This is a genomic window from Kosakonia pseudosacchari, from assembly GCF_015167415.1.
In the GTDB taxonomy this organism is placed as follows: domain Bacteria; phylum Pseudomonadota; class Gammaproteobacteria; order Enterobacterales; family Enterobacteriaceae; genus Kosakonia; species Kosakonia pseudosacchari.
Genome location: NZ_CP063425.1, coordinates 3,156,777 through 3,179,013 on the forward strand (window position 1 = coordinate 3,156,777; position 22,237 = coordinate 3,179,013).

The 22,237-nt window shown below is 53.6% G+C and carries 19 protein-coding genes; 8 read left to right on the forward strand and 11 right to left on the reverse strand.

Annotated features, from left to right (window positions below; translation table 11 throughout):
* Nucleotides 1-672: 672 nt before the first annotated feature.
* Complete coding sequence (locus IP581_RS14890) at nt 673-1,746, reverse strand: LacI family DNA-binding transcriptional regulator (RefSeq protein WP_097399411.1); 1,074 nt, start codon at nt 1,744-1,746, stop codon at nt 673-675.
* Nucleotides 1,747-2,014: 268 nt separating this feature from the next.
* On the opposite strand from IP581_RS14890, the gene IP581_RS14895 reads away from it, so the two are divergent.
* Nucleotides 2,015-3,280, forward strand: a complete 1,266-nt coding sequence (locus IP581_RS14895; RefSeq protein WP_086868260.1) for a maltoporin — start codon at nt 2,015-2,017, stop codon at nt 3,278-3,280.
* A gap of 223 nt (nt 3,281-3,503) precedes the next feature.
* Here IP581_RS14895 and IP581_RS14900 read toward each other — a convergent pair whose 3' ends face one another.
* The 6 genes from IP581_RS14900 to IP581_RS14925 form a co-directional block, all read right to left on the reverse strand.
* A complete protein-coding gene (locus IP581_RS14900) occupies nt 3,504-3,821 on the reverse strand; it encodes a glucose PTS transporter subunit EIIB (RefSeq protein WP_097399409.1) in 318 nt (105 codons plus the stop codon).
* A gap of 66 nt (nt 3,822-3,887) precedes the next feature.
* Nucleotides 3,888-5,945: a beta-galactosidase gene (locus IP581_RS14905; protein ID WP_193820745.1), complete on the reverse strand. Its 2,058-nt coding sequence runs from the start codon at nt 5,943-5,945 to the stop codon at nt 3,888-3,890.
* A 30-nt stretch (nt 5,946-5,975) separates the two neighbouring features.
* Nucleotides 5,976-7,175: a glycoside hydrolase family 53 protein gene (locus IP581_RS14910; protein ID WP_193820746.1), complete on the reverse strand. Its 1,200-nt coding sequence runs from the start codon at nt 7,173-7,175 to the stop codon at nt 5,976-5,978.
* 4 nt (nt 7,176-7,179) lie between these two features.
* Complete coding sequence (locus IP581_RS14915; protein ID WP_017459831.1) at nt 7,180-8,031, reverse strand: sugar ABC transporter permease; 852 nt, start codon at nt 8,029-8,031, stop codon at nt 7,180-7,182.
* A gap of 10 nt (nt 8,032-8,041) precedes the next feature.
* Entirely contained in the window at nt 8,042-9,349 is a 1,308-nt protein-coding gene (locus IP581_RS14920; RefSeq protein WP_086868252.1) for a carbohydrate ABC transporter permease, read from the reverse strand.
* A 56-nt stretch (nt 9,350-9,405) separates the two neighbouring features.
* Entirely contained in the window at nt 9,406-10,641 is a 1,236-nt protein-coding gene (locus tag IP581_RS14925) for an extracellular solute-binding protein (RefSeq protein WP_017459829.1), read from the reverse strand.
* 352 nt (nt 10,642-10,993) lie between these two features.
* On the opposite strand from IP581_RS14925, the gene IP581_RS14930 reads away from it, so the two are divergent.
* The 4 genes from IP581_RS14930 to IP581_RS14945 all read left to right on the forward strand — a co-directional run bounded on the left by IP581_RS14930 (nt 10,994) and on the right by IP581_RS14945 (nt 14,216).
* Nucleotides 10,994-12,124 carry an ABC transporter ATP-binding protein gene (locus tag IP581_RS14930; protein WP_086868248.1) on the forward strand — a complete coding sequence of 377 codons (1,131 nt, stop codon included), beginning with the start codon at nt 10,994-10,996 and terminating at the stop codon, nt 12,122-12,124.
* Nucleotides 12,125-12,232: 108 nt separating this feature from the next.
* Complete coding sequence (locus IP581_RS14935; protein WP_086868246.1) at nt 12,233-13,246, forward strand: zinc-binding alcohol dehydrogenase family protein; 1,014 nt, start codon at nt 12,233-12,235, stop codon at nt 13,244-13,246.
* A gap of 196 nt (nt 13,247-13,442) precedes the next feature.
* A complete protein-coding gene (locus tag IP581_RS14940) occupies nt 13,443-13,778 on the forward strand; it encodes an RcnB family protein (protein WP_017459826.1) in 336 nt (111 codons plus the stop codon).
* A gap of 12 nt (nt 13,779-13,790) precedes the next feature.
* On the forward strand, nt 13,791-14,216 hold the full coding sequence (locus IP581_RS14945; RefSeq protein ID WP_086868243.1) for a GNAT family N-acetyltransferase: 426 nt from the start codon (nt 13,791-13,793) through the stop codon (nt 14,214-14,216).
* Between the two features lie 33 nt (nt 14,217-14,249).
* On the opposite strand, the gene apbC is transcribed toward IP581_RS14945, so the two are convergent.
* Nucleotides 14,250-15,359 carry an iron-sulfur cluster carrier protein ApbC gene (gene apbC, locus IP581_RS14950; protein ID WP_017459824.1) on the reverse strand — a complete coding sequence of 370 codons (1,110 nt, stop codon included), beginning with the start codon at nt 15,357-15,359 and terminating at the stop codon, nt 14,250-14,252.
* A 291-nt stretch (nt 15,360-15,650) separates the two neighbouring features.
* Here apbC and metG point away from each other — a divergent pair, with 291 nt between their 5' ends.
* Together metG and IP581_RS14960 are read left to right on the forward strand one after the other, a co-directional pair.
* Nucleotides 15,651-17,684, forward strand: a complete 2,034-nt coding sequence (metG, locus tag IP581_RS14955) for a methionine--tRNA ligase (RefSeq protein ID WP_193822709.1) — start codon at nt 15,651-15,653, stop codon at nt 17,682-17,684.
* A gap of 87 nt (nt 17,685-17,771) precedes the next feature.
* Complete coding sequence (locus IP581_RS14960; RefSeq protein WP_086868241.1) at nt 17,772-18,227, forward strand: YehR family lipoprotein; 456 nt, start codon at nt 17,772-17,774, stop codon at nt 18,225-18,227.
* A gap of 72 nt (nt 18,228-18,299) precedes the next feature.
* On the opposite strand, the gene IP581_RS14965 is transcribed toward IP581_RS14960, so the two are convergent.
* Genes IP581_RS14965 through IP581_RS14975 form a run of 3 tightly spaced genes read right to left on the reverse strand, consistent with a single transcriptional unit; the run spans nt 18,300 to nt 21,240 of the window.
* Nucleotides 18,300-18,785 (reverse strand): YehS family protein, encoded by a 486-nt coding sequence (locus IP581_RS14965; protein ID WP_086868239.1) that lies wholly within the window; start codon nt 18,783-18,785, stop codon nt 18,300-18,302.
* A 53-nt stretch (nt 18,786-18,838) separates the two neighbouring features.
* Nucleotides 18,839-19,558: a two-component system response regulator BtsR gene (gene btsR, locus IP581_RS14970; RefSeq protein WP_086868237.1), complete on the reverse strand. Its 720-nt coding sequence runs from the start codon at nt 19,556-19,558 to the stop codon at nt 18,839-18,841.
* A complete protein-coding gene (locus tag IP581_RS14975; protein ID WP_086868235.1) occupies nt 19,552-21,240 on the reverse strand; it encodes a sensor histidine kinase in 1,689 nt (562 codons plus the stop codon). Before IP581_RS14975 ends, btsR begins: the two co-directional genes overlap by 7 nt.
* A 219-nt stretch (nt 21,241-21,459) precedes the next feature.
* Between IP581_RS14975 and mlrA the strand changes: the two genes are divergently transcribed.
* Complete coding sequence (gene mlrA / locus IP581_RS14980; protein ID WP_086868233.1) at nt 21,460-22,191, forward strand: HTH-type transcriptional regulator MlrA; 732 nt, start codon at nt 21,460-21,462, stop codon at nt 22,189-22,191.
* Nucleotides 22,192-22,237 lie beyond the last annotated feature (46 nt).

Genomic DNA, 22,237 nt, shown 5'->3' on the forward strand with positions numbered 1-22,237 from the left:
TATTCGGAAGGCTAGTTAAATCAGATGAGTGATAGGGCGCCATGCCTGGTTGCGACGTTGCCGAGAATTGCCGTGCTAGCTGCCCTGAATGAGGTTTAACAATCCTTTCCATATCTCACTTCCTTATATTTAAAAATAAGTGCTCCTGTAATCTATTCCGATAAAATACGGGCAGTTCCCACTGCTTATGCAGACGCACCGCAACACCAACTGAACAACTCGCGCACAGTCGTGAAAGATAAATTAATGGAACACGTAAAATAAAATGCTATTACACAGGAAATAAAGCCCGGCATTTTAAATATTAAATATATCCAACTTACCGTTACCGCTAAAACCACAGCTATTTTTCAGTTAAGTAAACGCTTAATTACATTTAGACCAAATGTCGGTACTAACCCTCCGGCAAGCATTATCTTAACAGTAAACCGCTGAACAGATACCAGACAATAGCATTTTTTATTGGCCGTTTATTTCGCTCAATGAAGTGAGAAATATTAACAAGTTGCCTGTTATTTTTGTGTTAATTAATAAAATTAAAAATCCGAAAATAAATACAGTCTCAGGGCAAGGCCGAATATAAACATGGCTGAAACACGGAATAATGGATTGAAAAGTGAATCAGTGCGGCGATGTCACCCGGCACCGATGCCGGATGACATTAACGCGCGATCATTTCCACAACTTGTGCGCAATGGCTTGCAGCTGCTGGGCGATCGCTTGCAGGTTGGTGTCCTGCGCCTGCAGTGCCCCCGTCGAGTGGCGCACAATGAGCCGCGCGGGCAGTACCGAAGAGCTGCGCGTGGCATCGCCGTGGCCGCTGTCGAGCAGTCGTCGAACCGCTTCCTTACCCTGTAAATCGAGATCCAGCGAGACGGTGGTCAGCGCCGGGTAAAAGAATGAGCTTTCGTAGGTGTCATCATAACCGACGACCGATTTCTCACCGGGGATCGCCACCTGGTGCTGATGAAACGCGCTTAATACGCCCAGCGCCATCTGGTCGTTGCCGACCAACACGGCGGTAAAGTTTGGCGTTTCGCGCAACATCTGTAGCGCACCGGCATAACCACTCTGCGCATCCCAGTTCCCGTGAAACACCATCACCGGTTTCAGGCCATAGCCGTTAAGGGTTTCGATCCAGCTTTTCAGGCGCAGCTTCGCGGAGACAGAACTCTCCGGCCCGGCCAGTAAGGCAATCTCCCGATGCCCCAAATCGTACAGATGTTTGACGCTGGCACGCGTACCGTCTGCCGGGTTAAACGAAACGTTAAACACTGAACTGTAAGGATCAACATCGAGAAACAGGCAGACGATATCATCGTTGTCAGACGCGATACGCTGGGCCTGTTCGGTCTCCAGCGGCACGTTGATGATCACTTTATCGACAAGCTGTGATTTCAATTCGTTGATAGCCGCCTGGATATCATGGTTGACGTTCTCATCAATCATCGAGATCAGCACCTGGTAACCATCAAGGTTGGCGTAGCGTTTTACCGCCGCCGCCACCTGCGATGGAGCGTGCAGCGCCAGCGAAGTGGTTACCAGCCCAATGGTCTGGCTCTGCTTACCGACCAGTTGTTGAGCCAGCCTGTTGGGTACGTAGCGCAATAACTCTATGGATTTCTCAACCTTGAGACGCGTGGCTTCGGATACATTGGCAGATTTGTTGAGTACCCTGGACACGGTCTGATAGGAGACACCCGCATGGCGGGCAACGTCTTCTAGCGTCGCACTTTTAGACTTCATGGTCCGGTTCCTTATGTTGTTATGCGCCGATTGTAACAGGGGACATCTAAAAAAACGCTCACCACACTTTTCCTCGTCTCTTTCTTGTCAAATAAGTATCACGCTCACAATAGCGAACATTGTGAAGGAATTCGCTACCTGTAACAAAAAACGCTGATTTATTTGCACTTAATCACACATTCGCGATCGTTAGTTTGCCTGTTTTTACATTTAGGCATTTTATGACAGCGTTTATGTGAACGTAATACAAAACAATAAGAGGAATGATATGAACACTACGCTACGCACTCTCACACTTGCGTTAGCCGCTGCGCTGACTTCACCATCCATCCTGGCCGCCTCGTCTGTGCCTATCGACTTCCACGGTTACCTGCGCGGTGGCGTAGGCGTGTCGGGCGATGGCGGACAGGTGGAGTGGCAGAAAAACAAGATCGGCCGTCTCGGTAACGAATCCGATACCTACGGGGAAGTTGAACTGGGCTCGGAAGTGTATAAAAAAGACGACGTGAGCTTTTACCTCGACACTATGGTCAGCATGGTGTCCGACGGCTCCAATGACAACGAAACCACCATTGGTGATGACGCGCAATTTGGTTTGCGTCAGTTAAACCTGCAAATCAAAGGGCTTATCCCTAACGATCCCAACGCGGTGATCTGGGGCGGTAAACGCTACTACCAGCGCCACGATCTGCACATTATCGACACCAAATACTGGAACATTTCCGGTTCCGGCGCGGGTATTGAAAACTACACCGTAGGCCCGGGCGCGGTGTCTGTGGCATGGATCCGTGGCGACGCCAACGATGTCGATTACCGCGTGGATAACGATAACGACGTCAACATCAACTATATCGACCTGCGTTATGCGGGCTGGAAACCGTGGTCAGGCGCGTGGACCGAGTTCGGCATTGACTACGCTATGCCAAACCCGACCAAAAAACAGAAAGCGTATGGCGGTCTGTATGATGCCGACGACGGCGTGATGGTGACCGGTGAAATCAGCCAGGATATGTTTGGCGGCTACAACAAGCTGGTGCTGCAATACGCCAACAAAGGGCTGGCGCAGAACATGGTGTCGCAGGGCGGCGGCTGGTACGACATGTGGCACGACGTTAATGACGCCAGCGGCTATCGCGTGATTAACACCGGTCTTATTCCGATTACCGATAAGTTCTCGCTGAACCACGTACTGACCTACGGTTCTGCCAACGACATCACCGAATACACCGACAAAACGCGCCTGGTTTCGCTGGTTGGCCGCGCTCAATATCAGCTCACCAATTATGTGCGCCTGATTGGTGAAGTCGGCGGTTTCTACCAGAAAGATGATTATAAAAACGGCACCCACTACAAACAGAGCGGCGAGAAATATACTTTCGCTGTCGGTCTGGCGGATGGCCCGGAATTTATGTCGCGTCCTGAGTTACGCCTTTTCGCCTCTTATTTAAATGATTCTGAAGACGGGAAATCATTTGAAGATGGCACGAAAAATAACACCTGGAATTTCGGTGTTCAGGTTGAAGCCTGGTGGTAATAGACTTCACCCTTCACATTATCTGTTTGTTGGCTGTATTTGTTTACTGTGGCGATTTATTTCAAAACGCCAATACCGGGAAACTATTTTGTCGCAATAAGATAATGAACCATGTTGTATGTATTAACGAGTAACATCATTATTTACATTATCTCCGCAAACTGAGCAAAGTTGCCACTGTTTTATTTCGGGATACCCTCGCAGGTATCCCTTTTTTTATTTATTAGCGAGAAGAGAAATGTTCATCAAGCAATTTACGCAGCGTGTCAGATTGTTTACCAAAAATAGCGTGAACTTCTTGTCCAAGAATAATCACGCCTAACGCCCCTTCGTTTTGCAGCGCCTGAGAATCGACAGCAGCCAGATCGTTTACCGTGACGCGTAAACGGGTTAAACAGGCATCCACATGCGCAATATTCTGTGCTCCGCCAAAGGCTTGCGCCAGCCGCTGGATTTTCTGCAACTCTCCCTCACTCATCGGCGTTGCGGTCGCATTTTTCGGTTCAGAAAAGTAATGCAGGAAGGATTTAAGGCTCACCATAATAGTCTCCTGATAATCAGCAGATAAAAAAACGCCTGCCCGAATAGGCAGGCGCGGAAGGTTCACTTACGCGTTACGGCTTACTACCCGGCAATCCCAGGGAGCCAGCGACAGCGCACCGCTGACCGACGAACCGGATAGACAATCCTGATAGCCGCCAGGCAGCGTTATCGTCTGCTGCTGGGCGCTAAAGTTCTGAATAAAGACAAAGGTGCTTTCGCCATCCGTACGCGCCGTGGCAACGACGCCCGGCGGCAAATCGTGTTGCAGCGCGCGCGGCAACGCCAGCTCATCAATAATGTTGGCGAAGAAATCACGCTGGAAGGCGAGATCGTTGCGTGAGGCAACGTGCCAGGCCTTGCCTTTACCGACATGATTGACCGTCACGGCAGGTCGCCCGGCGTAGAAATCATCCCGGTAGGTTGCCAGCGCCTGCGCGCTCTCGGTGTGGATCAACTCACACAGATGGCGCACCTGATACGGCCCCTGTAACCCGGCCTCGTTACCCGCCAGCCCCTGTACCAGATTGCGCTCGTTATCGTCCAGACAATCAATCTCTTCTGCCCAGATACCGAGCAATTTGCGCAGCGGCCCCGGGAAACCGCCGAGGTAACAGAGATCGCTTTCATTGACTACGCCGCTCCAGTAGGAGGTCACCAGATGACCGCCCGCCGCGACAAACGCCTCTGCGCGCGCGGCAAAACCGTCGCGCACCATATAGAGCATCGGCGCAATCACCAACTGGTAACGGCTGAGATCGGCATCGGCATTGATCACGTCAACGGCAATGCCTTTTTCCCAGAACGGTCGATAGTGCTCGTTAACGGTTTTTTCATACTCCAGCCCTTTATTGCGCGGCCCTTCGGCGTCATCCAGCGCCCAGCGGTTCTGCTGATCGAAAATAATCGCCACGCGGGCATCGGTACGGCACCCCATAACCGGCGTAAGTTTGCTGAGTATGTCGCCCAGGGCACACACTTCGCGGCCCACGCGCGTATCCAGATGCCCGACGTGATCGATAACCGCGCCGTGGAACTTCTCGACCGACCCGCGACTTTTACGCCACTGGAAGTACTGCACCGAATCGGCACCGTGCGCCACCGCCTGCAGCGAGGAGAGAATGTGCATTCCCGGCTTTTTCAGCTTGCTGGTCGGCTGCCAGTTGGTGACGCTCGGCGTGGATTCCATCAGCACAAACGGTTTCCCGCCTTTCAGGGTGCGCATCATGTCGTGATACATGGCGGTGTAGCAGGCCAGCGCCGTTTCATCTTTATCCCGGTGCCACATTGGGTAGCTATCCCAGGAGATAAAATCGATCGCTTCGGCAAGCTGCCAGTAGTCGTAATCGTAGAAATACTCCATAAAGTTGGTGGTCACCGGCAGTTGTGCGTTAGCGGCTTTCAGTGGAGCCACTTCATGACGGCAAAAATCGGTGACCTGCGCGGTGTTAAAACGCCGCCAGTCGAGGTTCAGCCCGTGAATGGAGACCTCCCCCTGCGGCGCTGGCGACTGGATCTGCGACCAGTCGCTGTAGGTATGGCTCCAGAAATCGCTCCACCAGGCGTGATTGAGGTTTTCCAGCGTCTGATAACGTGCTTTCAGCCAGCCGCGGAATTTCTCCTGGCACAACGCGCAGTGGCATTCGCCGCCATATTCATTGGAAACATGCCAGCCCAGCACCGCCGGATGGCGCGCATAGCGCTCTGCCAGCAGCGTGTTGATTTTCAGCGTCTTTTCCCGGTACACCGGCGAGGTCATGCAGTGATTGTGCCGCCCGCCGTGCAGAGCCGGGACGCGATCGCGCCCCACCCGCAACACCTCCGGGTATTTTTGCGACATCCAGGCCGGACGCGCACCGCTTGGCGTTGCCAGAAATATATGGATACCGGCGGCATATAATTTATCGATGACCTCATCCAGCCAGGCGAAATTAAATACCCCTTCCTGCGGTTCGAGTTTCGACCAACTGAATATTCCGACGGACATCACATTGCACTTTGCCTGCCGCATCATGGCAATGTCTTTATCAATAATATCGGGATAGTTTTCCCACTGTTCCGGATTATAGTCCGCGCCATGCAATAGCGAGACGACCTTCGGGCTTAAAGGCGCAAATTTATTCATAATGAATTCCTGAAATTTACCACACCAAAATTAATTAAAAACTTTTACCGATGGCAGCACTTTCCCCTGGCAATCAAATAACGCCTGGTTTTCGCGGGCATTTCCCTCTTTCCACTGGTCGTTGATATATTTCATGCCCGCTTGCGTGGCCCAGGTATTTCCGGGAATGGCAATCCAGGTTGGCTCCCAGTAAAAAATACCTTTGCCGCGATGGCCCTGAACATTAATGACCGACTGCATTAAATCGTGGATATAGTCATATTGCCCCTGCACGGTGCCGGGGTAGCCGCCATCTTTCTCCTCTTTCGCCTGGAAGCTGTTTTCCGCGTTATCGCAGTTCGCCAGCGTGTAGGCATAAGCCGCTTCCACCACAATCACATCTTTGTTGTAGCGCTTGCTGATGTCGTCCATATTGGCCTGTAACGCGCTGATTGGTCCGTTCCAGTAGGTGTACATGGAGAGGCCAATGACATCGAACGGCACGTTGCGTTTGGTGATTTCATCAAACCACCAGCGGAAGGTATCGTTCTTGGTGCCCTCCGCCAGATGCAGCATGATTTTCACCTGTTCGCCGTTGTTCAGGTTCTCTTTCAGGCCGTCGATAGCGGAATTCAGCAAGCCCGCCAGCCGGTCAAACTCACCGCCGCCCTGCCCCCAGCTTTTGCCTTCCGGCCACAGTATGCCGCCGTTGATCTCATTGCCGATTTGCACCATATCCGGCAGTACACCCTCCTGCTTAAAGCTGGCGATAGTGTCGCGGGTATAGTCATGGATTGCCGTTTTCAGTTGCGGGTAATCCATTTTCTCCCAGGCTTTCGGTTTGTATTGCTTGCCCGGATCGGTCCAGAAATCGCTGTAGTGGAAATCGAGCAGCAGTTTCATACCCTGCGCTTTGGCTCGTTTCGCCAGCGCCAGCGTGCTGGCGAAATCGTTGTTACCACCGCCATAGGCCTGGCCCTGCGCATCTTTCGGATCGACCCACAAACGCAAGCGCACATAGTTGACGCCATTGGCCTTCAGAATGGCGATCGCATCCTGCGGCTGGTTATTTTCGTTATAAAACTTCGCCCCGTGTTTCTCGGCGTCGAGCAGCGTTGAAATATCCGCGCCTTTGATGAAATCGGCGGGCATACCGCTAAAAGGGCGCGTCTTTAACGCGTCGGCGGCAAAGGTGCTGGCGGACAAACTACCAAGACAGACAGCAAGCAGAGCGGGTGCAAATCTTTTCATGTGGTTATCCTTTGGTGCTGCCGGAGGTGAGGCCGGAGACGAAGTATTTTTGCAGTGCCAGATAAAGAATGGCCACCGGAACGGCGATCAAAACCGCGCCCGCCGCGTAGGTGGTGTAACTGGCGCCCATTTTTTGCGCCACCAGGTTGTAAAGCCCAATCGGCAGCGTGTATTTGTCCGGGGTGCGCAAAATGGTGCTGGAGAGAATGAAATCGCCCAGCGGCCCGGTGAAAGAGAACAGCGCCACCACGGCCACAATCGGTTTCGACAGCGGCATGATGATCTCAATAAAAATGCGGAAGTTACTCGCGCCGTCCATGCGGGCGGACTCATCCAGATCTCGCGGGATGGCATCGAGATAGCCTTTCATCAGATAGGTGTTCATCGGGATCATCCCGGCGACGTAAATCAGTACCAGCGCCATATGGCTGTTGATTAAGCCCAACAGTTGCGACAGCACGAAAATGGCGATCAGCGCCGAAAATTGCGGGATCATCTGCAACAGCAAGAACAGCATCAACCCGTTCTGCCGCCCTTTAAAACGAAAGCGGGAAAAGGCATAGGCGGTAAAGCTGACGCTGATAAGCGTCAGCACCATGGTCAGCAGGCTGATCTTCATTGAGTTCCAGTACCAGGTCAGGTAATTGACCTGACCGTTAAACAGATCGGCGTAGTGCTGAAACGAGAGGTTTTCCGGGATTATCGAGGTGCTGAGCAGGCTGTTACCGGCGTTTAGCGACGCACCAACCGTCCATACCAATGGGTAGATGATAATCAGCGATACTAGCCCGATAACCAGCCAGGAGAGCGTCAGGCGGATCCACTTCTCGCGGCGGATACTTTGTGATTGAGCCATTTTTCTTCCCTTATGCCATATCGTCGTTTTTAAAGGATTTGGTCGCGCGGAACTGCCACAGCGCCAGGCCGACAACAAAAATCGACAGCAAAATGGTGATGGTCGCCGCAATCGCATACTGCGAGGAGGACATCGTCAGCTTATAAATCCACGACACCAGGATATCCGTTCCCCCCGCGTTCGCCCCCGCCACCGCCGGGCCGCCGTTGTTAAACAGATAGATGATGTTGAAATTGTTAAAGTTGAAGGTGTATTGGGTGATGATGATCGGCGCAATCGAGTACAGCACCAGCGGCAGCGTAATGGTGCGCAACCGCGTCCAGGTCCCCGCGCCATCCATTTTCGCCGCTTCGTACAAATCATCCGGGATGGCCTGCAACACGCCGGTGGTCATGGCGAAGACAAACGGGAAGCCGAGCCAGGTTTGCATCATGATCAGCGCCGTTTTTGTCCAGAACGGATCCGTCAGCCACGCTTTCGGCGCAATGCCGAAGAAGGCGAGAATGGCATTGTTAATCACGCCAAACGAGTCGTTAAACATCCCGGCGAACACCAGAATGGTGACAAACCCCGGCACCGCCCATGGCAAGATAAAAATGGTGCGTATCAGCGGCTTAAAACGCAGATCTTTCTGGTTCACCAGAATCGCCAGCAGTACGCCAACGGAACACTGCAACGTGGTGGCCAGCAGCGTCCAGACCACCGTCCATTGCAGGACATCAAAGAAGGTTGAGCGCCAGATCGACAAGGTGAAGATGTTAACGAAGTTCTTTAATCCCACCCAGTCCACCAGTTTGGCCGGTGGCGTGTGGTAAAGGTTGTAATTGGTGAAGGCGATGGCGAAACCGAAGAGGATCGGGAAAATCACCACGAACACCAGCAGAATAAAGCCTGGCGTGATCATCAGATACGGGAAGCCGTCGCTGAGCAACATCTGGTACTGTTTGCGTACGCTGTTGAGCGGTTTTCCCTCGTCGCGTTTTTTACCGTTTACCCATGCATCGCGCAGCGAGAGGTAATAGACCATCACGCCAAAGGCGATGATGAGTACGCTGATAATCCCTTCTGCCAGCAAGAAAATGGAGTTATCACGCGGAACCTCTTCGCCAAGCGTATATAACCCCCACAATCCTTCGCGCAGAAAATCGTAAAAAATGCCCATAAAGCTGCTAAGCAGCACCAGGAAGATAAGGCCCTTTAACCACTGGCGGTGATAAAACTGACCAAAACCCGGCACAACGGCCAGCAGCAGCCCGCACCACGCATGACGCCCTGCGCCACGCGTTTTGGCAAAATTTTCGCTGGGACTGATAATCACGTACGACTCCTTTTCAACAACGGGAGGTGTCCCTCCCGTTTCGCAACAACACGCGGTTACTGGTTACTGGCCTGCATCGCTTCAACTTGCATATGGATCTGTTTGGTGGCCGCATCGAGCGCCGCCTGCGGTTCCTGTTTGCCGGTCAGGCTCAGCTCCAGCGCGGCATTCGCCGGGCCCCACACTTCGCCCATCTCCGGAATGCCCGGCATTGCCGTCGCACGCGCCGCCTGCACCGCTACCGCGCTGGCTTTTTCGTCGTTTTTGATAACCGGATCGTCAATCATCGCTTTCTGCGCCGGGATTTCACGCGTGGCGATATAGCGCGTTTTCACGTACTGCGGCTGGTTGATAAATTCGATGAATTGCTGCGCGAGTTTTTTGTCTTTGCTCCAGGTTGAAACGACATAGCCCTTCACGCCGAGGAACGAGCTCATCGGCTTGCCGTCCGGCAGGTTCGGCAGCGGCGCGACGCCGTAATTGATACCCGCCGCTTCATACGGCTGGAATGCCCACGGGCCGTTGATCACCGCTGCGGCTTTTTTCTCGGTAAACAGCGAATCGATGGCATTCAGGCCGTTATCGCCGAGGATGCCGGAGGGAAACACGCCTTCAGCATAGAATTTTTTCAGGAAGGTGACGGCTTCCACCGCGCCCGGTTTATTGAGGCCAATATCCTGCGGGTTGAAGCCGCCTTTGTCGTTTTTGCCAAACAGGTAGCCGCCTTCCGGCCCGATGGCACCCCAGCTGTAATAAATCTGGTCAAACTTGGCCAGCAGCCCGTATTTGTCCTGCGCGCGCTGTTTTTTCGAATAGTCGAGCCACTCCGGCAGGCTTTGCAGCGGCTTATCAATCAGTTCTTTGTTATAGATAAGCACGAGGGTTTCCACCGCTTTCGGCACACCATACAGAGTGTTATCCAGACGAAAGGCGTTAATTGAGGCAGGCGTAAAGGCGTCAACTTTTTCTTTATCCAGATTCAGGGGGGTCAGCAGCCCTTGCACCACCGCGCCACCCAGCTGATCATTGGGAATGACCAGCACATCCGGGCCAATTCCGGCTGGCCCATCAAGGCGTAATTTTTCCAGTTGCTGCGCGTAGGGCATCTCCTGCACGTTAACTTTGACGTCGTACTTTTGTTCGAAATCTTTTACGGCGTCCTGAATGCCGACCGACTTTTTGATGTCTTCCCAGACATTAAGCTGCTGAGTGGCGGCGTGCGCCGACAGGCTAACCGTCTGGCCAACGGCGAGTGCAGAGAGGATCAGTGCAGTAAGTGTGTTCTTTTTCATTATCAACCTCATGTCAAGGTATAACAATTTTGTGGTTTCTATGGCGCAACATCAGGATACCCTTTAAACAAACCACCTGATATTGCAGGGCTTAAGACGCATTCACCCGCCTTATTGAATTTGTTATACGCTACGCTTTACTAATTAATAAAACGAGCATAAACGGTGAGTTATGTGACCGGCATTACAGAAATGAAAATTCAGTATAGGGCGCAAAAACGCTGGAAGTTATAGTCATAACAAGATTTTTCGCCGTTCAGCAGCAACGCCAGATGATTGTTATACGTAATACAAAAACACTCAGAACACGGCATAAACGGCAAATAACGGCTACTACATTCGGGGAACGTTGATGTCCAATATACGACTGAGGAATGTCACCAAACGGTTTGGCGACACGGTGACGCTGAATAATGTCAATTTGTCGATTGACGATGGCGAATTCGCGGTATTTGTCGGCCCTTCCGGCTGCGGCAAATCCACCATGTTGCGCATGATTGCTGGTCTGGAAGAGGTCAGCGAAGGCGAAGTGTTGATTGGCGACGAGGTGATGAACGATGTGGCGCCAGCCCATCGCGGCGTGTCGATGGTGTTCCAGTCTTACGCGCTCTATCCGCATATGACCGTGGCGGAAAACATGGGCTACGGGCTGAAAGTGAACAAAGTGCCGAAAGAGGAGATCCGCCGCCAGGTAGAGATGGTGGCGAAAACCCTGCAACTGAGCCATCTACTGGACCGAAAACCGAAACAGCTCTCTGGCGGTCAGCGCCAGCGTGTCGCTATTGGTCGTGCGATTGTCCGTAACCCGCGCGTATTTATGTTCGACGAACCGCTGTCAAACCTCGACGCCGAATTGCGCGTTGAGATGCGCCTGCACATTGCGCGCCTGCATCAGGAGCTGAAAACCACCATGGTATATGTCACCCACGACCAGGTGGAAGCGATGACGCTGGCGGATAAAATCGTGGTGATGAACTACGGCAATGTCGAGCAAATGGGCTCGCCGATGTCGCTCTACTACAACCCGAAAAACAAGTTTGTCGCCGGGTTTATCGGCTCGCCGAAGATGAACTTCCTGCCGGCAACCGTTAACGCCTGGCAACCCGGCGAAGTGACTATCACGCTGGCGCAGGGGCATCAATTAACGCTCGGTATTGACACCTCGCGGCTGGAGCCTGGTGCGTCGATCACGCTCGGCATTCGACCGGAACATCTCTCCACGGATGTCACGCGCGGCACGCCGCTGGAGTTTCAGTGTGAAGTGGTGGAACGGCTGGGGAATAACACTTACCTGTTTGGTCAGTGTTACGGCCATGACAACATTAAAATTTTGTTGCCGGGGGATGTCCATTTCCGCCCGTGGCAGAAAATTACCCTCGCTTTTGATAGCCGCCACTGCATGATTTTTGACGATCAGGATTTGCGTGTCAGCGCCGATATTCCGGTGCCAAACCCGGACTCTCCGGACGCGCAGATAAATTGATTTTCACTCATCAAGGATAAGTGCTGCTCCGTTTTGCGTGTTTTTCATCAGATAAGCTTTGACTACCCTTATCTGCATCGACAGCAAAAACGCATTAACGGAGCCATGATGAAAGCTATCGCTATTACCCGCGCCGCGCAGAACGGCAGCAATCTGGATTTTCTTACCGACATTGAACTGCCGCAACCGACCGCCAGCGGCCACGACTTGCTGGTGGAAGTGAAAGCCGTTTCCGTCAACCCTGTGGATACCAAAGTGCGCGCCGGTTTTAACGCCGATGCACCGCGCGTGCTGGGCTGGGATGCCGTTGGCGTGGTGACTGCCGTGGGAGAAGCGGTAACGTTGTTCCAGCCGGGCGATGAAGTGTGGTACGCCGGTGCGCTAACCCGCCCTGGCAGCAACAGCGAATTCCAGTTGGTGGACGAACGCATCGCCGCGCGCAAACCGAAAACGCTGGATAACGCGGCCGCCGCCGCCCTGCCCTTAACCGCCATTACCGCCTGGGAGCTGTTATTCGACCGTCTGGGTATCAAAGAAGGCGGCAACGAAAATGATGTGCTGCTGATTGTTGGCGCGGCGGGCGGCGTAGGCTCGATCATGACGCAGCTGGCACGTAAGTTAACCCGCTTAACGGTGATTGGTACGGCATCCCGCCCCACCAGCCAGCAGTGGGTAAAAGAGCTGGGCGCGCACTATGTGATTGACCACAGCAAACCGCTGACCGAAGAGCTGGCGCGCATTGGTATCAAACAGGTGTCGCATGTCGCCAGCCTCAATAATACCGAAGAGCATTATCAGCAGTTGATTAACGCCCTGAAACCGCAGGGTAAACTGGCGCTGATTGACGATCCGCACAGCCTGGATGCGCTGCCGCTGAAGGTGAAAAGCATTTCACTGCACTGGGAGTTTATGTTTACCCGTTCAATGTTCACCACCGAGGATATGATTGCCCAGCACCAGTTGCTCTCCCGCGTGGCGCAGTTGATCGATGAAGGGGTGTTAAGAACCACGCTTGGCGAGCATTTTGGCGCGATCAATGCCGCGAACCTGCGTAAAGCCCATGCGCTGCTGGAAAGCCAGCGGGCGGTCGGGAAAATCGTACTGGAAGGGTTTGCTGGCTAATACTCGCCAGGATTATTCTTAAAGGTTACAAGCGGATAGCGAAAATCGCCGTCCGCTTTTCCTGCTCCTCCCTGGGTTTGCTTACACTTTTTACCAAAGCGTTATTTTTGGTGGTTGCTCCGTTGTCCGTTAACGGCAATGATGGCGTGCTATTTATGCAACCGCGTGAAATGGATAAGAACAACCTGGAGAGAGTATGAGTAAAACAAAAATGATGCTTCTGGGCGCGCTGTTGGCAACCGCCACGACGGCCTTTGCCGCACCGCAAACCGCGACGCCAGGCGCTAGCGGGGCGCAATCTTACGAAATTAATGAGTTCGTCGCCGACTTTACGAAATTCACCATTGGCGACACGGTTCCAGAAATGTACCGCAGCGAAGAGTACAACATTAAACAGTGGCAACTGCGTAACCTGCCCGCCCCTGAAGCCGGTAGCCACTGGACCTACATGGGCGGCAACTATGTGCTTATTACTGATGCCGAAGGCAAAATCCTCAAAGCCTATAACGGCGACATCTTTTACCATCGCTAAACCAGGAACTGAATGATTATTCGCCGCTGGCAGGAAAGTGACAGACCGTTTTTACGTACCCTTTTTTTACACGCCCGCAAAGCGAGCTGGCATTGGCTTGATGGTAGCGACTGGCGGCTGGAGGATTTTGACGCCGCCACGCTCGATGAGACCATCTGGGTCGCTGAAGAGGATGGCCACCGGCTGGGGTTCGCCTCGGTGTACGAAAACGACAACTTCCTGCACAACCTGTTTGTCGACCCGGCCTTTCAGGGCAAAGGCGTCGGCAGCGCACTGCTCAAACATGCGCAATCTACCTTTACCAGCACCGGCGCGCTGAAATGCTTGTTGCAGAACAAAACCGCACTGGCGTTTTATCAGCACCACGGCTGGCATATCGAAGCACAGGGCGTTTCGCCGGAAGGGGATTACGTGCTGATGCACTATCTGAAGAAGTGAAAAACCTCTCCCGGACGGGAGAGGTTTGCTGACTTACACTGCGCGAAATGCGATATCGCCAGGAATGACTTCGCCCTGCCAGTAGAGCTGCGCGGCTACGCGCCCGGCAAGTTGACGGTAGATAGCGGTAAATTCGCTGTCCGGGCGGCTCACCACTGTCGGCGTACCTTTATCCAGATCTTCACGCAGCGAAATGTGCAGCGGCATCTGACCCAACAACTCAGTGTGATACTGCTCAGCCAGTTTTTCCGCACCACCGGTGCCGAAAATCGGTTCGTGATGACCGCAGTTGCTGCAAATGTGCATGCTCATGTTTTCAACAATACCGAGCACCGGCACTTCCACTTTCTCGAACATGACGATGCCTTTTTTGGCGTCAATCAGCGCGATATCCTGCGGCGTGGTCACCACCAGCGCGCCGGTCACCGGAATGTTCTGCGCCAGCGTCAGCTGAATATCACCGGTGCCAGGCGGCATATCCAGCACCAGGTAATCGAGATCCGGCCACATGGACTCCTGCAACAGTTGCAGCAGCGCTTTGCTGGCCATCGGACCGCGCCACACCATAGCGTTATCGTCGGTTACCAGATAACCAATCGAGTTGGTCGCCAGGCCGTGGGCGATAATCGGCGCCATATGCGTGCCGTCCGGCGAGGTTGGACGCTCATGTTCCGCACCGAGCATTACCGGGATCGACGGGCCATAAATATCGGCGTCGAGAATGCCGACTTTCGCCCCTTCCGCCGCCAGCGCCAGCGCCAGGTTGACCGCCGTGGAGGATTTCCCCACCCCGCCCTTGCCGGAACTGACGGCAATAATGTTTTTCACACCGTTGACGCCCGGCTGGTTCTTCACACGTTTTAAGGTGGCGATGTTGTGCGACAGCTTCCAGTCGATGGCGCGCGCGCCGGTCAGACGCAGCAATTCGGCGCTGCACTGGGCTTTTAACTCTTCAAACGCACTGCGCCAGACGAACGGCATCAGCAGTTCAACATGCAGGGTATCATCCAGCCATGCGACATGGTGCACCGCTTTAAGCGCGGTGAGATTGTGTTTCAGGGTTGGATGCTGAAAATCGGCCAGCGTCCCGGTGACAATCGCGCGTAACGCTTCCGGGGATTTGGCCTGGGATTGCGAACTCATCCCGACTCCTTTGTAGTTGTTCTGAAAACGACATTGTAGCCAGCAAGTTTACCCCACGGGCAACAATTATTCATTTACGGATAAATGCCGTTAACGCATGGCGTAATTATTACTCATGTATTCATCTATGGATTGAAACGTGCTTAAAACTCCAGGTACAGGGGCAGCGATCTTTACCAAAAAGGTTGATGTAGGGATTAAAACGCTGCAAAAGCCCTTCTCGCGTGGCGCAATATTTACCTTTTTGGTAATATTTATGCCCCTTTTTCTCAAGAAGATGTAATGCCTACTATGACTCAAGTCGCGAAGAAAATTCTGGTAACGTGCGCGCTGCCGTACGCCAACGGCTCCATCCACCTCGGCCATATGCTGGAGCACATCCAGGCTGATGTCTGGGTCCGTTACCAGCGAATGCGCGGCCACGAGGTCAACTTCATCTGTGCGGACGATGCCCACGGCACGCCGATCATGCTGAAAGCGCAGCAACTGGGGATCACTCCGGAGCAGATGATTGCGGACATGAGTCAGGAGCATCAGACCGATTTTGCTGGCTTTAACATCAGCTACGACAACTACCACTCGACGCACAGCGATGAGAACCGTGAGTTGTCGGAGCTTATCTACACCCGCCTGAAAGAGAACGGTTTTATTAAAAACCGCACGATCTCTCAGCTTTACGATCCGGAAAAAGGCATGTTCCTGCCGGATCGTTTTGTGAAAGGCACCTGCCCGAAATGTAAATCACCGGATCAATACGGCGATAACTGCGAAGTGTGCGGCGCAACCTACAGCCCGACCGAGTTGATTGAGCCGAAGTCGGTGGTTTCCGGCGCGACGCCGGTAATGCGTGATTCCGAGCACTTCTTCTTCGATCTGCCGTCATTCAGCGAAATGTTGCAGGCGTGGACGCGCAGCGGCGCGCTGCAGGAGCAGGTGGCGAACAAAATGCAGGAGTGGTTCGAATCCGGCTTACAGCAGTGGGATATCTCCCGCGATGCGCCCTATTTCGGTTTCGAAATCCCTAACGCGCCGGGCAAATACTTCTACGTCTGGCTGGATGCGCCAATCGGCTACATGGGTTCATTCAAAAACCTGTGCGACAAGCGCGGCGATACCAGCAGCTTCGACGAATACTGGAAAAAAGAGTCCACTGCCGAGCTGTATCACTTTATCGGTAAAGACATTGTTTACTTCCACAGCCTGTTCTGGCCGGCGATGCTGGAAGGCAGCAACTTCCGCAAGCCGACCAACCTGTTCGTGCATGGTTATGTGACAGTGAACGGCGCAAAGATGTCCAAATCGCGCGGTACGTTTATCAAAGCCAGCACCTGGCTGAACCATTTCGACGCCGACAGCCTGCGTTACTACTACGCGGCGAAGCTCTCTTCGCGCATTGATGATATCGATCTTAACCTCGAAGATTTCATTCAGCGCGTGAATGCCGACATCGTTAACAAAGTGGTCAACCTCGCCTCGCGTAACGCTGGTTTTATCAATAAACGTTTTGATGGCGTACTGGCAGCAGAGCTTGCCGATCCGGCGCTGTACAAAACCTTTACCGACGCGGCAGTGACCATTAGCGAGGCGTGGGAGAGCCGTGAGTTCGGCAAAGCGGTGCGCGAAATTATGGCGCTGGCCGATGTGGCGAACCGCTACGTTGACGAACAAGCACCGTGGGTGGTGGCGAAACAGGAGGGCCGCGACGCCGATCTGCAAGCTATTTGCACCATGGGGCTGAACATGTTCCGCGTGCTGATGACGTGGCTGAAGCCGGTTCTGCCGTCGCTGGCGGAGCGCACCGAAGCGTTCCTCAACACCACGCTTGAGTGGGATGCCATCAACCAGCCGCTGCTCGGCCACAAAGTTAACGCCTTCAAAGCGTTGTATAACCGTATCGAAATGAAACAGGTGGAAGCGCTGGTGGAAGCGTCAAAAGAGGAAGTGAAAGCGGCTGCCGCACCGGTCACTGGTGAGCTGGCGGATAACCCGATTCAGGAGACCATCAGCTTTGATGATTTCGCGAAAGTCGATCTGCGCGTGGCGCTGATTGAAAACGCCGAGTTTGTCGACGGTTCCGACAAGCTGCTGCGCCTGACGCTGGATCTGGATGGCGAAAAACGCAATGTCTTCTCCGGTATTCGTTCCGCTTACCCGGACCCGAGCGCGCTGATTGGTCGCCTGACGGTAATGGTCGCGAACCTCGCGCCGCGCAAAATGCGCTTTGGTATCTCCGAAGGGATGGTGATGGCCGCCGGCCCTGGCGGGAAAGATATCTTCCTGTTAAGCCCCGATAGCGGCGCAAAAGCAGGCCAGCAAGTGAAGTAAAAAAATAAGGCGCTGAATTCAGCGCCTTTTTCTATACTCAATTTTGCATTACCAAACATTACCTCACATGGAAAACAGGGGATTATCGTGAAATTGAGTAAACTCATCGCCGCACTTTTTTCTGTCGCTTTACTTATTGGCCTGAGCGGCTGTGGTGAAAAAGAGCAGAGCAAAACGTTTAGCTTCGCACAAGCGGGCACAGAAGTGACGCTCACCTATTACTACAAAGGTGACCAGGTCGAGCGCCAGACGGCGAAAAACAAAATTGAATACTCCTCAATTGGCGCGAAAAACAAAGAGGAAGCCATGAAGGTTCTGGATCCGATCAGCAAAAAATACCAGAGCATTAAAGGGATCAAAGAGAGCGTGGATTATCAGGAAACCTACGCCCAGGAGACGCTGGATGTGGATTACAACGAGGTCGATTTTGCTGCGCTGAACAATCTGCAAGGTTCCGAGTTTACCGGCACGGTCAATGGCAAAATCAGCATGAAGAAATCAGAAGAGCTGCTGAAATCACGCGGCTTTAAAGAAGTCCAGTAAGTCATATTCTCCTTCAGGCTGCGCGTTGCTGGCGGCGCTAAACCACAGCGATGCAGCCTGAAGGATAGTTGATTATTCCGCTTCGGTTTTACCCTTCGGTTTTTGCTCGCGTACCGCCAGACCACGCAAAAAATAACGCATCACCTGATCGCCGCATTCGCGGAAGTTCTTATGATCCGGCGCGCGCATCATGGCGGTAATTTCCGGCATAGAGATGCGAAACTGCTGGGCAGTCAGAATGGCCAGAATATCGTCAGTCTTTAACGAGAAGGCGATGCGCAGCTTTTTCAGCACGATGTTGTTATTCAGCTTACGTTCGGCCACCAGCGGCGGTGCGGTTTCATCTTTGCCACGCTTTTCATAGATAAGGCCATTCAGAAACGCAGACAACACAATATCCGGGCACGGCTTATAACCTTCCTCATCTTCTTTGCGCAGCCAGGGTGCCAGTTGTTCAACGGTCACTACCGTGTCTGCCAGCGCCAGAATGCGCACCAGCGCGGTATTATCAGCTTGCAGGGTGTAACGCACGCTGCGCAGGATATCGTTATTAAGCATATTTGTTTCCGGAAATGATGAACCAGCGCGCAGTGTAGGCATCGCACAGGAATTTACAACCCCAACGCCTCTTTTAAATTTTTCAGATAACGTCGACTCACCGGCACCGTCAGGCCATCGCGCAGCAGTAATTCCGCCTGGCCGTTATCTTCAAGGCGGATCTCTTTAAGATGCGCCATATTAACCAGGTACTGGCGGTGGCAACGTACCAGCGGCGTACGGCTCTCCAGCGTGCGCAGTGTCAGCTCAGTAAACCCCTCTTTGCCCTCCTGGCTGGTCACATACACGCCGCTCATGCGGCTACTGACAAATGCCACTTCGTCCATCTGCAATAACCAGATGCGGCTATGCCCGGTACAGGGAATGAATTTCAGCGCTTCCTGGTTTTCCGGCAACACCGACATATCCTGCACGTTTCGCTCAAGACGCAGACGGCTGAGGGTTTTCTCCAGGCGGCGAGCTTCGATCGGTTTAAGCAGATAATCGAACGCGTGTTCTTCAAACGCCTGCACTGCGTATTCATCAAACGCCGTCAGAAAAACCACATACGGTCGGTTGCCCGGATCGAGCATGCCGACCATCTCCAGCCCGCTAATGCGCGGCATCTGGATATCAAGAAACAGCACATCCGGGCGCAGTTTATGTACCGCGCCAATCGCTTCGACGGCGTTGCCGCACTCGCCAACAATCTCAATGTCGCTCTCTTCCTGGAGCAGAATACGCAGGTTTTCCCGGGCCAGCGGTTCATCATCAACAATCAGCACTTTTAACATGCGTGTTCCTCCAGCGGGAGTCGTAAGGTAATGCGGGTAAACAGATCCGGCTCGCAGGCAATGGTAATGCCGCACTCATCGCCGAAACGCGCGCGCAGGCGCTTATCCACCAGGCTCATCCCTAATCCACTGGCGTCGGTTTTCGGCTGGTACAAACCGGCATTGTCTTCAATGTCCAGCACCAGATGCCGTCCGTCCTGGCTGGCGTTAATCACAATCTCACCCACGCCCAGCAGGTGCGATGTGCCATGTTTGATAGCATTTTCCACGATCGGTTGCAGGGTAAATGCCGGAAGTTGCAGGTGCGATAACGCCTCCGGCACATGCAACTGCACCTGCAAGCGCGACTGAAAACGTGCTTTTTCAATTTGCAGGTAGGCGTTTACATGTTCAATTTCGTCCGCCAGCGTCACTACTTCCGACGGCCGTTTTAAATTTTTACGAAAGAACGTGGAGAGATATTGCACCAGCAGCCCGGCCTGATCGCTGTCGCGGCGGATCACCGCTTTTAGCGTGTTCAGGGCATTAAACAGGAAATGCGGGTTTACCTGCGCATGCAGCAGCTTGATTTCCGACTGGGTAAGCAGCGCCTTTTGCCGCTCATACTGCCCGGCAAGGATCTGCGCCGAAAGCAGTTGGGCAATCCCCTCGCCCAGCGTGCGGTTGATGGAGCTGAACAGGCGGTTTTTCGCTTCATACAATTTGATCGTGCCCACAACGCGCTGGTTTTCGCCACGCAGCGGGATCACCAGCGTTGAGCCGAGTTTACATTGCGGGTGGAGCGAACATTTGTAGGGCACTTCGTTGCCATCGGCATAAACCACTTCCCCGGTTTCAATGGCGCGCTGCGTCCAGACCGATGAGATAGGTCGCCCCGGCAGATGGTGATCATCACCGATACCGGTGAAGGCCAGCAGTTTTTCCCTGTCGGTTATCGCCACCGCCCCAATATCGAGCTCCTTATAGAGCACCAGCGCCACCTTCATGCTGTTCTCTTCGTTAAAGCCCTGGCGCAGAAACCCTTCCGTCGACGCAGCCACTTTCAGCGCGGTGGCGGAAAACGCCGACGTATACTTTTCAAACATTGCGCGCTTATCGAGCAGGATGCGCATAAACAGCGCCGCGCCCACGGTGTTAGTCACCATCATCGGCGCAGCAATGCTCTGCACCAGGTGCAAGGCGCTATCAAACGGACGGGCGATAAGCAGGATAATCAGCATCTGGATCAGTTCCGCCACGCAGGTCACCGCCCCGGCGGTAAACGGGCTGAACACCAGATCGGTGCGCCCGCGTTTGATGAGCGCGCGGTGCACCAGGCCGCCGAGCAACCCTTCAACAAACGTAGAGAGCATGCAGCTCAGCGCGGTCATGCCGCCCATCGAATAGCGGTGAATACCGCCGGTTAACCCGACGAGACCGCCCACTAACGGGCCGCCGAGCAGACCGCCCATCACCGCGCCAATCGCGCGCGTGTTGGCGATAGAATCTTCGATATGCAGGCCGAAATAGGTGCCGAGAATGCAAAAAATGGAGAAGGTGACATAGCACAGCAGCTTATGCGGTAAGCGCACGGTCACCTGCATCAGCGGAATAAACAGCCGCGTTTTGCTCATCAACCAGGCGATAACCAGAAACACACACATCTGCTGAAGCAGCAGCAACACCAGATTGAACTCGTACATACCCGCAACACCACATCAACCAAAGCGCGTAACATACAGGGTGTTTTCAGATGTTTCTTTGAAGCGCTGCAAAAAAATACAAAATCGTGCTCCGCATCACAAAGTAAGCCAGAGTGATTAACCGTTCGCACACATTTTGCGCAATTTTGCGGCTGCGCATCCTGTGCCAGACGGCAGCGGCTACAGTTATACAGGGAGTCGGCTGGCGAGGGTAACACCATGGCGCTTTACACAATCGGTGAAGTGGCGTTGTTATGCGACATCAACCCCGTGACGCTGCGGGCCTGGCAGCGACGTTATGGACTATTACAACCCCAGCGTACGGATGGCGGCCACCGGTTATTTACCGAAGAGGACATTGACCGCATTCGGGAGATCAAACGCTGGATAGAGACCGGCGTGCAGGTCAGCAAAGTGCAAAAGCTGCTCTCTCCGGCGCTGGCTGAGACGCATGATGGCTGGCGCGCCCAGCAAGAAACCGCTCTGCAATACCTGCAACAGGGTGACCCGCATCGTCTGCATCAGTGGATCAAAGAGCACGGGCGAGACTATCCTGCGCAGGCGCTGACAACGCATCTGCTCATCCCTTTACGATTGCGGCTACAAACTCAGCAGCCCGCCCTGCTGGCGATGCTGAGCCTGCTTGACGGCATCCTTATCAATTACATTTCCGGCTGCCTGACATCTGCGCGTAAAAAACCGGGCAAAGACGCGCTGGTGGTTGGCTGGAATGTGCAGGACACCACGCGGCTGTGGCTGGAGGGCTGGATGGCAAGCCAGCAGGGATGGCGGGTGGATATTCTGGCGCACGCCCTGCCCCAGCTGCGCCCGGAGATGTTTCCCGGCCGGACACTGCTGGTGTGGTGCGGCGAAACGCCGGGTGAATCGCAGCAACAGCAGATGCTGGCATGGCGCGACGCGGGACACAGCGTCTGGTTGCTCGGCATTTAATGTTTTATTAACAACTCAACTTGCCTTTATAATGCCAGCCTGATTC

Excerpts from the sequence above, each read along its gene's own strand:
- IP581_RS14910 (WP_193820746.1), bottom strand. The coding sequence starts at position 7,175 with ATGAAAAGATTTGCACCCGCTCTGCTTGCTGTCTGTCTTGGTAGTTTG.
- IP581_RS14935 (WP_086868246.1), top strand. The coding sequence starts at position 12,233 with ATGAAAGCTATCGCTATTACCCGCGCCGCGCAGAACGGCAGCAATCTG.
- IP581_RS14905 (WP_193820745.1), bottom strand. The coding sequence starts at position 5,945 with ATGAATAAATTTGCGCCTTTAAGCCCGAAGGTCGTCTCGCTATTGCAT.
- IP581_RS14915 (WP_017459831.1), bottom strand. The coding sequence starts at position 8,031 with ATGGCTCAATCACAAAGTATCCGCCGCGAGAAGTGGATCCGCCTGACG.
- IP581_RS14975 (WP_086868235.1), bottom strand. The coding sequence starts at position 21,240 with ATGTACGAGTTCAATCTGGTGTTGCTGCTGCTTCAGCAGATGTGTGTG.
- IP581_RS14940 (WP_017459826.1), top strand. The coding sequence starts at position 13,443 with ATGAGTAAAACAAAAATGATGCTTCTGGGCGCGCTGTTGGCAACCGCC.
- IP581_RS14890 (WP_097399411.1), bottom strand. The coding sequence starts at position 1,746 with ATGAAGTCTAAAAGTGCGACGCTAGAAGACGTTGCCCGCCATGCGGGT.
- IP581_RS14900 (WP_097399409.1), bottom strand. The coding sequence starts at position 3,821 with ATGGTGAGCCTTAAATCCTTCCTGCATTACTTTTCTGAACCGAAAAAT.
- IP581_RS14965 (WP_086868239.1), bottom strand. The coding sequence starts at position 18,785 with ATGCTTAATAACGATATCCTGCGCAGCGTGCGTTACACCCTGCAAGCT.
- apbC (WP_017459824.1), bottom strand. The coding sequence starts at position 15,359 with ATGAGTTCGCAATCCCAGGCCAAATCCCCGGAAGCGTTACGCGCGATT.
- mlrA (WP_086868233.1), top strand. The coding sequence starts at position 21,460 with ATGGCGCTTTACACAATCGGTGAAGTGGCGTTGTTATGCGACATCAAC.
- IP581_RS14945 (WP_086868243.1), top strand. The coding sequence starts at position 13,791 with ATGATTATTCGCCGCTGGCAGGAAAGTGACAGACCGTTTTTACGTACC.
- IP581_RS14895 (WP_086868260.1), top strand. The coding sequence starts at position 2,015 with ATGAACACTACGCTACGCACTCTCACACTTGCGTTAGCCGCTGCGCTG.
- IP581_RS14925 (WP_017459829.1), bottom strand. The coding sequence starts at position 10,641 with ATGAAAAAGAACACACTTACTGCACTGATCCTCTCTGCACTCGCCGTT.
- IP581_RS14930 (WP_086868248.1), top strand. The coding sequence starts at position 10,994 with ATGTCCAATATACGACTGAGGAATGTCACCAAACGGTTTGGCGACACG.
- btsR (WP_086868237.1), bottom strand. The coding sequence starts at position 19,558 with ATGTTAAAAGTGCTGATTGTTGATGATGAACCGCTGGCCCGGGAAAAC.
- metG (WP_193822709.1), top strand. The coding sequence starts at position 15,651 with ATGACTCAAGTCGCGAAGAAAATTCTGGTAACGTGCGCGCTGCCGTAC.